At 70.5% G+C, this 13,810-nt stretch carries 1 protein-coding gene (only partly in view); it reads right to left on the bottom strand.

All 13,810 nt of this window come from inside a single coding sequence — locus ACGH2B_RS03605, EndoU domain-containing protein, on the bottom strand. Of the gene's 47,109 coding nucleotides, 15,160 precede the window and 18,139 follow it; the stretch shown corresponds to coding positions 15,161–28,970 (codon 5,054, partial, through codon 9,657, partial); the first complete codon in reading order (the gene reads right to left) occupies nt 13,806–13,808. Both the start codon and the stop codon lie outside the window.

Raw genomic sequence — 13,810 nt, forward strand, 5'->3', positions numbered from 1 at the left:
GCGCCTTCGTCCAGCTCGCTCCGCGGCACGTCGGACCAGTGCACACCGAAGACGTCTTCCCGCCGGATGCCGGACCCGGCCAGAACGGCGAGACGGTTGGCGACCTGCCGCACCCTCTCCCGGTGCGGTCGGTCGTCCTGCCCGGCCAGCGGCCGGAACACGTCGGTCAGCTCGGACGGCGGGGCGAGGACGTGGAGCACGTCCAACCGCAGGGGGAACCGCCGAAGCACGTGGTAGAGATCCACCGGGTTGCCGGAGAGCCCCAGGGCCCGCGCCGACTCCAGGAACGCGGTGCGCGTCGGCACCTCGCCGGTCTCCTGGACCAGCCGCACCAGATCCGGCAGCGGTTGCCCGTCGAGTTCCCCGTGCAGGTCGTCCAGCCGCAGGATGTCCTGCTCCGTGAAGTCGTCGAGCAGGTCGCCGTAGGCCGTCAGCAACTCGGCCACACGCGAGCTCCGCGCCTCCGCGGTGTCCCCGGTCAGGTGCCCGGACGCCGAGGGTGCGGAGACGCCCCCCTGCGAGCCGGAGCTGATGAGGGGTGTCGTACCGGCTTCGTCGTAGGAGGGCCGCAGCAGATTCGCGCGGGCGGCCGACGATTCGGCGGTGGGGTTCAGCGCCGGGACCTGTGTCTCTGTACTCTCACGGGCCGCGTCCGCGTCGGCGAGAAGGGGCCGGGCGATCTCCAGGGTCAGCCACGTCTCGACCGCTTCCCGCACGCCCTTCCCGGTGTACCCGCCCTCCGGAGCCTTGGCGTTGAGCCAGCCGCCGAGGTGGGCGAGTGCCGGGGCGTAGGTCAGCAGCGCGGGCCGGGCCCGCTCCAACTCCTCGAAGAGGGCGTTGTAGTACTCGATGCGGTACCTGACGGTCTCGGGAGACATACCGGCCAGTGCCAGGATCGACGGTGTGCCGAGGGCCCGCAGGAAGGGTGTGGCCCGCAGGTACTGCTTCGTGCCGCGTTCCTCGGGCGGGAGGTTCCCCTCCGCCGGGGCGCCCCACTCCTTCCGGGTCACGGGCACGAGCTGCGCACTCACCTCGGCGAACGCCTGCCAGTCCGCGTCCCTGCTCAGACCGAGGGTCTTCAGGTTTGCTTTCAGGAACTTGACCCAGAGCGGTCCTGGCCGCCAAGCGCTCCCCGTGACCGGGCCGGTGAGGCGGTTGCCGTGCAGCTCGGCGATGTCCTGAGACATCACCCGGGCGAGAGACAGGGCGTCGACGTCCAGTTCCCGGGCAGCGGCCACCACGGTGTCACGGCGGAGATCGTCCCGCACCGCCTGTTCCAGCTCCTGGGGGGCGGTGGTGGCCTGTTGCCTCCGTTCAGCCAGCCACTCGGTGACGTGTTCGCCGACCGTGCCGGCCCCGGCGTCCCGCAGCGCGAGGAGAGTCGTCCCCCGGACCTCCAGGTGGTTGCGGAAGGACTGGAGGGCGGCGAAATCGAGACCGCGGACACGGCCGGTGAACCAGGCGAGGTCCGAAGGGCTGAAGTCCGCGGCCGCCAGCCATCGGCGCAGCACCGTGGCGGGCTGGGCGGGCCGTTCGGTGACGTCGTTCTCCGCCACCCGCCACTCCTCCGGCGGCGCGAGCACGGACAGGTCTTCCACGGTGATGCTCATCTGGTTCGCCAGCTTGAGCACGTCCGCGGTCTCCAGGCCCCACGCCTCGGCCAGTTCGCGTGTCTCCTCACCCGGTAGCCGCTGCCAGTTCGCGGCGTAGGCGAAGGCGGCGGACAGTGCGTCCCCGCGCAGGTCCCAGTCCTTCGCCAACTGCGCGAGGGCCACCACGGTCTTGGCGTGGCCCTGGGGATCCCGCTCCCTCAACTGCTCGGCGCGGCGCAGCAGTTCCTCCGTAACGGAACGGTCGGCCCGCTCCGCCCACACCAGCTCCAGCAGGGCGATGCGGGCCGCCCTCTGGAGCTGGGACGCGGCGTGGACGAGCGCGACGGCTTCCAGGTCGCCGGTCGGGGCGGCGCTGTGGCCGGTGCCGGGCCGGCCGTCGGTCGCGGCGGCGTTCTCGCCGGTCAGCGGAGGGTTCTCGGCGTTCGCGGCGCCGTTCGCGTCGTGGACGGGCGCGTCGTCGCGGACGTTGACGGATGCCTCGTCCCAGCCCTGGACGGACTCCTGCTGTCCGTCGTGAACAGCGGTCTCGTCGCCATCGCCGTCGGATGCCTCGGATGCCTCGGACGACGATGTGTCGCCGTCCTGCGCCCCGTCGACGCTCTCACCGCTGCTGTCGTACTGCTGCGTCCCTCCGCCAGCCCCGTTCTGCGATGAAACCGGCGACACCGCACCGCCGCCGGTTTCATCGGCGCCGCGAAGACTCTCGTCGGCGCCACCGGACGTGGTGGAGTCGCTGTCAGCACCGGCGGGGTCGTCTGCCGCCGGCTGCGCGGTGTCCGTGGCGGGGGCGGTCGCCGCCTCACGGAGCGCCTCGTTGAGGTGCTGCGTCAGGTCGGCGCGCTCCTGGAGCGGCGCACCGGATTCCGGACGCCACAGCTCCTTGCGGAGGTACCGTGCCGCCGCCGGCGCCCGGAAAGTCTCCCCGTCCCGCAGCAGGGTGCCGAGGGCCACAACGGTGTTCCTCCACGCCCGCGCCGTCCTCGAAACCGGTAGAAACGCCGAGTTCCGAACATCCTCGGCCCCCTCCTCCGTGTGCGGCAGAAGCTCCTCCAGCAGCAAGTTCCGCTGCTGCTCCGCCGAGTCGCGGACCTCCCGGCCCGTCGCCTCGTCGCGCGTCAGCCGTTCCAGCCCGGCGACGAGATGCCAGCCGTCCTCCGGGTTCGGGACGGGAGTGTTCCTGGGCCGCTTCTCCCAGCGGCGCAACAGGGACTTCGCCTCCTTGACGGGGTCCGCGGGAGTGTCGTGGACGAGTTCGGCGGGGGCCTCGTGGAGGGCCGGTGCCGTCCGGGAGGGAGCCGGGGCCCGGGGGCCGGGGGCTGCCTGGAGCGACGAGGGCTGCGCCGAACCGGAGGTCGAGGCGTCCGTCGCGGAGGCTTCAGTCCCGGAGTCGACCGGGCGAGCGCCGCCGCTCAGGCCTGGCTTGAGCCACGACTCGACGACCGCCCCGTGGCCCGGAGGGAGGCTCATCAACTGCGCGGCCTTCAACACCGTCCGTCCGGTCGCGACGAACTGCTCCTTCTGGCCATGGTCGAGGGGGAACCCGAGCCGCGCGGACACCTCCTCCGCCAGTTCCCTGGCCCGCTCCTTCCGGACCGCCTCCTTCGCCACCTCTTGTGCCTTGTTCCGCCTGGTCGCGGGCGGCAGACCGGGTTCATCGAGGGCCCGCACCACCCTCTCCTGCGCCTCTTCACGCCGCGCCCGATCCAGCGGGTGCTCGGGCAACCGGCGGAACGGCCAGTTCAGGATCCCGGACGCTTCCACGTAGAGATCGAGCAATGTCCCGTCACCGATGTCCCGCCCGGTGCCGGAGCCGGACTGCTGGGGGCTGCCAGCGACATCGTCGACCTCCATGACGTCGCCCTGCGTACCGGCGTCGTCCTGCGGCGTCGTGACCGGCTCCTGGGCGGAGCGGCTTTCGGGCACCTGGCCGGGCTGGGGCGCCGGCGCCGTCGGAGCCTGCCGCTGCGGCTGCGCCCTCAGCAGCGCCGCCAGTTCCTTCTTCAGGTCCGCCGCCTCGAAGCCGGTCTCGACGAAGCCCAGGCCGAACCCGTCGGTCCGGCTCGCGATCACATCGAGCCGGTCCATCAGTTCCCGGTACTGCTGCTGCATCGCGTCCGACAGAGGCCGGTGTGCGTACCCCAGGTACTCGCGCGCCATGGCGATGACACCGTCATCGCTCATCCCGCTGAGCGGATGCGAGTCGGTTCCGCCCCCATCCTCCGTCTCCGAGGTGTGCGGCCCCGCGGTTCCGTCCTCCGGCGGGCCGCTCTCCTCGCCGGACTGCGGAGAGGGCGACGGAACGTCCGGGCTCATCGCCTGATGGGGCGTGCCCGTGGTCGGCGTCCCGCTCCTGACATGGTCGAGGAACTCCTGCGCGAAGCCGGTCCGGAGAGTCCGGTAGTCCAGCTCAAGAGGGCTGTCGGGGTGAGGTTGCCCGGTGAGTACCTGGAGGAAATGCTGTCGCAACGCGTCGTCGTGCGCCGCCGCCAGCGGATCCGCGCCCATGTGCAACGCGTAGTCCACCCACGCCAACGCGGCCTCGGCCTTGCTCATCCTGGTCACAGCGGCCGGCTCACCGCCGTCGAGGAACGCGGTGATCGCGTCGGCCAGATCGTCACGCCCCACCCGCCGGAGTTCGGCGATCCGGCCCGGAAGCCAGCTCGGGCCGCCGTCCTGGGAGGTGTTCCGGGGCCCCGGCTGTCCGCCACCCTGGTCGGCCGCGGGGAACGTACGGACGGTGACGCCCGTCTCTCCCACCGCGCTCGACAGCAAGGTCGACTCGAACAGCGCCAGTTGGCTGCTTCCGTCCTCCGTGGTGTAGTCCAGCACCTCGAAGCGGGTACCGGCGGGGAACGTGACCAGGGCGGGCACGATACCCGTGGTCGGCACCTCGGACGAGCCGGCGAAGAACACCGGCAGCTGCACGCCCTGTGTGGGCGCCGTCTGCCCGGTGGGGAACGCGGTCAGCGGCCTGTCCAGTCCGAAGACGCTGCCCGGCCCGGACCGCTCCGCGGTCTCGCTGTCGAGCCACAGGTACGCCTGCTCGACCTGGTGTCCCGAATTGACGAGCGCCTGGCGGATGTCGGCCTGCGGCGTCTCGTCCCAGTTGCCACGGGAAAGGGACCCGTACGCCTCCTCCACAAGGTCCATCGGCACCTCGGACGGCGCAGCCTCGTTCCCGTTCCCGTTGCCGTTCCCGGGGAGGGGCGGTGCGTGTGTCTCCTCCGTGAGGTCCGTCAACGTTTCGGTGGCTGTGTGGCTCTCCTGTTCCCGGGCGCCGCTCCGAGGCTCGTGCATGACCTCGTCGTCGTGGTCGAGGTCGAAGTCGATGAGGATCTCGTCGTCGTGTGCGGGTTCGACGGGCGCTTCCTGATCGCTCCCGGACTCGTACAGGGAGGACCGGGACCACTCGGAGAGCGAAGGCGTCCGCTCCGGCACCGGCGCGCCGACGGCCTGGCCGCCGCGCGCGCCCGGCCCTTGCCGCACGGTGGCCGACGGCGCGTTCTCCGCAGCCGTGGCCGGGCCCGTGGTGCTGAAACGCACCGGGCGTCCCCGGTCCTCCATGAACAGGTGGAGACGGTCGAGGTGGCCCTTACCGATCGGCCTCCGTGTCACGAAGTCCTCGTACAACGCCCGGGGCGGGGAGAACAACGAGGCACCCTGCCGCTGCAGCGCCTCCCACCACCAGCGCAGAATGCGGACGCTCCCCGAGCCCCGGTCGCCCTCCACCTGGTCGAGCCAGGCAGCGAGCATCACCGCCTCTTCGTTTCCCGGCTGGTCCCCCTCGGCCATCCGTACCAGCGCCCGGGCGCCCTCCTCCCACGATTCCGGCACGACGATCCGCCCGTCCACGTCCAGAGGCACCCGGATCGCGGGTCCCGGAGAGAACTCCCGGTCCCCGATCCCGGAACCGCCGGCCTCAGGTGCCTGGACCTGCTGCGGCGCGAAGCCGGACGCGTCGTCCTGCCCTGCCTCGGCCATCGCCTCGTCGTCCCCGGAACCGCCAAGGCTCTCCTGGTAACCGGCGGACGGGGGCTGCCCGCTCCCCTCGGACAGCGAAGAGTTCTCACGGGAAGCTGGCGTGTGGAGGGACTCGTCGGCCCCCTCCGTCGACGCCCGCGACTCCAGCATCCGGAGCGCTTCCGGGTGTTCGTCGAGGAAGGTGTAAAGGGACTGCGCCGTCTTCTGCAGATGCTCTACCTGGGTGGGGTTGGGCGGTTCACCGGTGCTGCTCACATAGTTGTCGACAAGGAACTCGCCGAAGTGGCCATTGCCCAGCGGCCGGCTGGCCGTGTCCAACGCGGCAACCCCGTCTCGCCGTGTGTACCGCAGCCACAGGTCGATACCCGCAACCATGTACCGGGGGATCCTCGTCAGGCGCCGGACCGCGTCGTTGAGGCAACCTGTGACCCAACGTGCGTGGTGCGGTTCACCCAGGGTGTTGTCCAGAACCTGCACCAAGTTCCGCGCCGTGAGCGTCCATCCGTCCAGGGGTGTTTCCAGCATCGCCTCGGAAACCAGGAAGGTGGAATCCGCTCCCGGACGCGTCACCGCCCCGCTCTGGGCTCCCCCACCGGACGGATCGGAGTCCGCCCCGGAGGGGGCATCTATCTGGAAGGTGAACTCCCGTCCTGCGGGCGGAGCCTGGCCACTGCGAGAACCGGCTCCGCCCGTCGCCCCCTGCCACACGAACAGTCCGGAAGCCACGCCGGATCCCCGGCCTCGCCGAGGCGCACCGCCCCGGGCCTTCCCCCGCCGCTCGTCATCCGTACCGATCGACGACTTGACGCTGTCCTTCCCGAACAGGCGGGCCTGTTCGTCGGTCAGCCTGACCCGCTCGCCCCTCAGGAAGACGTCCCGCTGAAGCTCCTGGGCACCCGGCTGGAGCTGCTCGAACTCCTCCCGCAACTGCTGCGGAAGAGCGTCGTACTCGGCCTGCCGCTGCTGGACGTACGCCCGCGCCACCGCGCGTTCCGCCGCCTCGAACCCCTTCCGGAACAGCACCCCTTCCACCTGCGTGAAGGCCCGCTCCCGAGCGGCCCTGCTCCGTACGGACGCCTCGTCGTTCCCGATCACCGGCGGCCAGGTCAGGATGCGGGAGACCGCCTTGACGCGCTGCTCCTTGTCGGCCACCAGATGGGACGCGGAGATCCCCGTCTTCTTCGCCACCTCGTGCAACGCGGCCGGCACACCGCCCAGCTCCTCGGTCAGCCGCACCAGGTCGGCCGCATCCTGTCCCGTCAGACCCAGCATCTCGGCCCGGTACACCGGGGGTGCCTGGTCGTCGTACGGAGCCGGCCGGGTGAAGGTGTCCCGCCACTCGGCCAGCCGGCTCGCCAGGTGATCCCCCTGGCCCCGGACCAGGTACAGCGTCTCCAGCTCCTCGGCACCACCGATGAACCGGAGGAAGCCCTGGAGGGACTGCGGCCACTGATCCGACGGCCCGGTCTCCCAGAACTGCCCTTCCCGCACGGCAAGCTCGAACAGCCAGTTGTAGTGCTGGGGGCGCAAGGCGCCGAGGGCGGACAGTTCCTGCTTCACCTCGTGTACCAAACGCTGGTGGGGACGCGGCGACGACAGCAGCCCCGTTCCCTGACGCAGCGAGCTCAGCCGACCGGGGAACAGGTGCACGAGGTACCGGGGGTCCGCGCCCAGATCGCGCGCCACCCGGTAGAGGTCCTTGGCGTTCGGCATGCCGAGGCGGAACGCGAGTGAGGGAATGTCGGTCGGCACCCGGCCGATGGCCCGGCTGAGCCGGATCAGGTTACGGATCTCGTGGACGCCCAGCGCGGCCCGCAGGCTCTCCAGACGCTGCGGGTCGAACCATGAGGTCCGGGCCAGCCCGCGGACATACCCCTGCTCCACACTCCAATGCCGGGCCCAGTCGGAGATTTCCCAGTCCGACAGCACGAGCCGTTCGCGGGCACCGTCGGTACCCGCAGGAACGGCGACGGATTCGTCGTACGAGGGGAGCCCCCGCCGGTTGTACTCGCCCGAGTCCCGGTACTGGGTGAGCAGCAGATACAGGTCCTCCGGATGCTCGGCCTTCAGAGCGCCCGTCACCTGCTGCAGCGCCAGTTCCTGCACCAGCTTCCGCTCCGCCGCCGAAGCGTGCTGCCGCGGAAGCTTCCCTGCCCGTACCTGCGCCTGAACCTGAGCGTGTGCCTGTGCCTGAACCTGCGCCTGAGGCACGAGCTTCTTCTGGGCGTAGTCGAGGAAGTGCTGCATCGTGCCGTGGACGATCCTGCGGTCACCGCGCTCGATCGCCGTGTCCCCGTCCGGCCAGGGCAGCTGCTCGCGGTGGGCCAGCTCCAGCAGCCAGCGCACGGCGTCGAGGTCGGCCTCGGCCCGGCCGCGCGGGACGACGGGCGCGCCGAAGCGTGCCAACTGGCGGTCCAGCATGAGCCGGAAGTGCTGCGCCGTCCGGGTCGGCACGTCCTCGTTCACCCGACGCAGCGAGTGGGGGAAGGCGTGCGCCAGGTGCCGCGGGTCGATGCCCAGGTCACGCGCCACCCGGTAGAGGTCCTTGGCCGATGCCATGCCCAGTTCCCCGGCGAGCGCCGGGATGTCGGACGGCACCCGCCCGATGGACCGGCTCAGCTCCGCCAGGGGCGCCATGTTCCGCACACCCAGAGCGCGACCGAGCTGCGTCAGCTGCTCGGGATCGAACCATGCATACGGGCTGTACTTCTCGAAATCGGCTACGGAGAGGCCGATTTCCCGGGCCAGTTGGCGGCTCTCCTGCGGGGAGTAGGTGGGGTGCTGGTAACCGGGCAGCTGCTCGTCGGACTCCTCGTTCCGGCCGAGGACGGGCTCCTCCTCCCGGCTGTCGGTGGGCGCTCCGGTCTCGGCCCCCTCGACGGGCGGGGCCGGCAGGGGCGGGGAATCCGCGCCCCCGGACAGCTCCTCGGACGGCAGCATCGCCAGCAGGTCGTCCCGTCGGGCTTGTGCGGTCTCCCGCAGGTCCTCGTCGGCCGCCTCGCTCCGCACCAACCGGTCCAGCTCGGCCAGAAGCCGCCGGCCTTCCTCGTGCCACTCCTGCGGCTCGCCGGTCACCTGCTTCTTGCCCCATCGGCGGATCAGGGTGTGGGCGTCATCCAGGAATTGACCGTGGGCGGGCGGGTTCTCGGCGGCGGATGCCGCAGTCGCCTGCGAGGACTGTTCCATCACCGTTCGCCGCTCGTGGGCGGGGTCGGTGGACTGCTGTCCGGTTGACCTTCCGGTGTCATCGCCCTTGAGGCCGAGGCGCTCCCACTCATCGACCTGTGCGTCGATCAGGCGGATCAGCCGGGACATCTGCTGCTGGACGTGTGCCGGCGTCGGCGTCAGCCCCATGAGGTCGCCCGGCATCTCACTGAGCAGGTGCTGCAGCTCGCTGACCTCATCGCGGGCCCACAGAGCGAGGTTCCGCGTGCGCGCCACACCCATCGGGTCGAGTTCCTCGGAGGGGTCCGCGATGAGCGAACGTGGCCGGTTGCCCTTGAGTGCCGCGTAATTCGGGTCCCTGAGCTGCACCTCCACCGACTGCCCCAGCTCCGCCCAACGGGATACGAAGTCAGTCCAGGTGGGCCTGCTCGCTTCCCCGGAAAATCCGACGACGACAGCGTCGCGAAGCTTCCTCACAAGCTCTTTTTGCACGCTGTACGCGGGGTGCGCATTCTTCTGCGTCAGTTCACTGCTGTCGGCGGCGCTCTGCTGTGCGGCACCGAGCTGGACATGCCCCTGCTGGGCCACCACGGTCACCAGCGACGGGTGGAACAGGTCCTTGGCGGGGGCGTTGTCCGTTGCGGTAGCGACCTCGTCGTCGGCGAAGAACCACTTCCAGACTCCCGGGTCTCCGTTCTTGTCCGGGCGCAGCCCGAGGGTGAACCGCTCATCGAAGTCGTTGGGCTGAGCGAGAACTTCAGCGTTGGCCGCGAGGACGTCGATGCCGGTCTCGTCCGCGAAGCCCTGAGCGACCACGTGGCCGTTCCGGGATGCTCCGCCGTAGCACATGAGGAGGAGAAGCTGCGGGCGCTTCCCCGCCCTCTTCGCCTCTTCCACCAACGCCTCTTTGCTCGGGCGTCGAGCGATGACCTTACCGGCTGTTTTGCCCTCTACATGATGCTTGATCGCCTCTTCACCCTTTGTCGTGAACAAGAGCGCGCGACCGGGTTTCCCATGCATCACGACGACGTATGTCGGCCGACTGGGGTCCCACTGCGTCTCCTGCAGCCCGATGAGCCTCGGAACGCCGTGGACGTCCGTGTCCTCATCCGCGTAGTGGGCGAAGTACGGCTTCGTGAGGTCGAGGTTCTGGAAGGAGGCGAATACGTCTGCTTCGTTGCTGCCCGTGAAGATCCGGCCGATCTTCTTCCCGTCGGTGCTCAGAGCCGGCGCATGGTCGATGTCACCGAGACGGAGCGGGTCCCCGTGCGAGTTCTTCCCGGGGACGAGCGTCTCCAGCATCACGTCCTCGTCGATGAACTGGCTGCTTCGCTCCTCACCCTTCGGCTGATGCGTGGACACGATGTCCCGCCTGGGAGGCGCGGGCTGGACGGTAGCTGCCCTCAGCTGCTGCCCTCGGGGCGGCACGATGACGATGTCGGCGCGGCGGCGCTCCTGCGCCGTCCCGCGAGTGAGCTCCTCGCTTCCCGGCACCTCCTCCTCGAACTCGAACTGCTCGGCGGTCAGCCCACCGTGGTCGTCCTTGAGCCGCTCACGGAGCTCCTGCCGCAACGCGTCCGTGACGTGGCGGCTTCGCTCCTTGCCGGTGCTCCGCGCCTGTCCTTCCGAGTCGCGCCACGGCATACGTGTCCCGTTGCCGTAACCCGTCACCCGGACCGTGGGAAGTCCCTTGCCCTCCCGCGCGAGCGCGATGAGGCGGCGGACCACGTCGTGGAGCACCTTTTGATGGTGGGGGCTGACCTGCTTCTCCCCTTCCCCGAACGGAACCGTGTACCGCTCTTCGGCACCCGCGCCGCGTCCCGGGCCCTCATCGGAGAGGCCCACCCACTGACTGCCGCTCGTGGCGTTCCCGCCCTCCTCCGCGGGGGTCGCCGGTTCCTGGGAGAGCTGAGCCTGCTCGGTGTCCTGGCCCCCGTCGTGCTCCTGCGTCGGCTCCGGTCCGAGTTCTCGCGACATCCGGGCCAGTCGGTCCTTCAGCGCGTCCAGCGGGGACAGCTCCGGCAGAGCCTTCCCGGTCATCTCGTCGCGGGAACCGGACCCGGTCAGCTTCTCCACGGCACCGGCCAGGTCGCCGGTGGTCAACTGCTCCGCCAATGCCTCCAGCGGCGACTTCGCGGGCAGGCCCGTCAAGGGATCCTTGCCACGGGACAGCGCCTGTGCCGCGTCGGTCAGGTCGTCGCCGGGAGCCATGCGGCCCACCGGAGCATCCAGCTGCGAGGTCCTCCCCAGGGCTTCCTGCCCATCCCGCTCCGACGTCAGGCTCTCGGTGGCTTCGCCACCGTCGTCCCCCTGCCTCTGGGCAGTTTCCTCCCCTGCCACCTGGTGGGGGGCGGGCTTCTCCCCCGTCAACGGGCTCTGAGCGGGGCCGTCCCCCGTCACCTGGTTCCCGGGGGTCTTTGCGGAGTCCTGTCCCTGGGCTTCCTCGGACGCCAGCTTGTCGTGGAGCCGAACGGCCCGCTCCAGGAGCTGGTCCGTCGTCAGCTCCGCGTCCGGGTCGTGCCGCTTCCCCGACAGGACGGAGTACATGTCGTCTCCGAGTTGGGCGTCGCCCTGCGCCTGGGGAGCCCGCGCCCCCGTGGCCTGCGTTGTCTCCTCATCGGTCACCGTGACCGGTGCCGGACGCCTCGGCCGGAGGAACTTGACGGTGTCGTCCTCCACCAGGATCGTGATCTTGGGCCGGGTGGGTGCCTCCGGGTCGGGCGGGCCGAACGGGCTGTTGCTGTGGAACTCCTCGACCGGCACCTCGGGGCGTACCACGTGGACGTCGACCCCGTAGAGGCTCTGGAACAGGAGCGGGACCGGGTAGGAGTCGGTCGCCTCGCGCGTCTCGTGGCCGGCACGGCGGTCCTCGCTGTGCGCCGGGAACCGCAGTTGACGGGAGATCAGCGTCACCCGGGCCGCGTGCGGCACCTCGACGTTGGTGTGGAGGACGCCTTCCTGGTCGAATTCGAGCTGATGCTCCGGCCGGAGCGACAGTCCGGCCGCTTCGAGGTCGTCCTTGGTGAAGACGTCGCGACGCGGGTCCCACTGGAGCAGGGTGTTGGCGGTGTCGTTGCTGTAGTTGATCCAGGACCCGGGGTCGTCGGCATCCCTGACCAGCTTGTCGGCCAGCTCCTTGCGCATACCGTGCGCGACGGCGGAGAGATTCCCCGTCTCGCCGTCGGCGAGCAGCTTCGCCATCGGCTCGCCGGTCGGCGTCATTCCGCCGTCGGCGAGGTCCTTGACGCCCTGGTAGAGCGCGAGGAACAGCCCCTCGCCCTTGGTGGCATCGGGGGCCGCCGGATCGTGAGGGTCGACGACGTCGTAGACGGTGCCGTCGGGTCCGGTGTACGTGAGCGAGGCATGGGGGTCGGTCTGTTCGTCCTTCGTGAACAGCCGGGGCTTGTCCTGTTCCGCCAGATGGTCGACGGCGCGCCGGACGGCGTCGCCGTGTGTTCCGGTGAACTCCTTGACCAACGGCGGTTCCGGGAAGGACGAGGGCTGCTGCTCCTTGGCGAAGGCGTGGACGGCCGGTTCCACCGCGGCGACGTGCTGCAGATGCTTGATGGTCGCCAGGTGCCGCTTGTGCTCCGCCAGCGCCGCCTGCCGGGCATCGGCGGTGGTGGACGTCTCCAGGGCCTTCCGGGCCGTGTCCAGCGCGGCGCGGGCATCGGCCAGCCGGCCGGGTACGTCGTCGGTGAGGAAGACCGGTGCGCCGCTGAGCAGGTGCGTGGCCTGCTGCTCGATGAGGTCCTGGCTCTCGCCCTCGCCGGGCTGCCGGTGGGCGAACTCCTGGAGCGCCTGGGTGAGGCGTTCGGCGGCCTCGGCGGCGCGCTGCCGGGCCTGCGCCAGGTAGGCCAGCTCGGCGCGGCGCAGCTCCACCAGGTCCTGAGCGGTCTTCTTCTCCTCCTCGGAGGCGGTGGCCGCGTCCTTCGCCACGGCCTCCTCCGCCTCGTCGAGGGCGGTGACCTTGTCCCGCAGCGCCTCGTCGAGGGCGTGGGCCTTGAGCTGTTCGCGCAGGGCGAGGTGGGCTGGCGGGACGGCGCCGCCGGGCCAGAGCCCGCCCTGGGAGCGGGCGGCGGCGACGAGCCGGGTGGCCCGCTCGTCGGTGAGGAGTGAGGTGGGCCGCGACGCGGCGGGGCCGGGGGTCTCGCCGGTCGGCTGTGCCAGCGGGCGGCGGGTGGCCTGCTCCTCCTTGTCCCAGGTGTAGGGCTCCGGCGCACTGCCCTGCCGGTCCTTCGCGTCCTTCTGGTACCAGGAGCACTGCTGCGCCGCGCTCAGTTCGGCCTTGCGCAGTTCACGGCGGAGCCGGTCGACCTCGGCGCCCAGGGAGGTGCGCTCGATCTCCTGGTCCACCAGGCGCAGTTGGGTCGAGCGGTAGCTCTTCTCCAGCTCCTCCAGGGTGTGGTGGCCTTCTCCGGCGGTGCCCTCCCGCATCTCGTGGGCCTCGCGGAGGATGCCGTACAGCTCCTCGTAGCGCCGCTCGACGCGGATGACCGCTTCCTCGTACTGCCCGATCGTCTCCTCGGTCTTCTCCCGGATGTCCTTGACGTGGTCGTACGCCTCGCCGAGGGCGACGGGGAAGTTGTCGTCATCGAGCAGGCCCAGCTCGCGCAGGACCCGTTCGGGCACGAGGAGCGTGACGCTCTCGCCGGTGGACAGGACGGTGGTGGCCGAGTTCTCGGACGTGGTGAAGGCGTTGTCCAGCAGGTCGCGGGCGGCCGCCTCGGGGTCGTCGCTGCGCTTCATGGCCGTCTTGACCGTGTGGGCCAGCTCGGTGAGTGCCTTGCCCGTGGCGTCGGCGCCCTTCTTGAGCGTCTGCTTGGTGACCTGCGCCTCGACGAGGAAGTCCAGTGACGTGGTGACCTTGACGTACCGCTCCGCCTTCGGCGACAGCGTGGCGTTGAAGGCGTTGGCGGTGCCCTGCTGGGTGCTGGTCGTATCGCCCTGCGTGGGAAGCGAGCTGGCGGCACGGGAGTTGAGCGGGACAGTCTGGGTGTATGTCGGCGCGGCCGCCGGGACGATGCTGGCGCTGACGGTGGAGCCCGCAC

The organism is Streptomyces sp. BBFR2 (assembly GCF_044497305.1).
Taxonomy (GTDB): Bacteria; Actinomycetota; Actinomycetes; order Streptomycetales; family Streptomycetaceae; genus Streptomyces.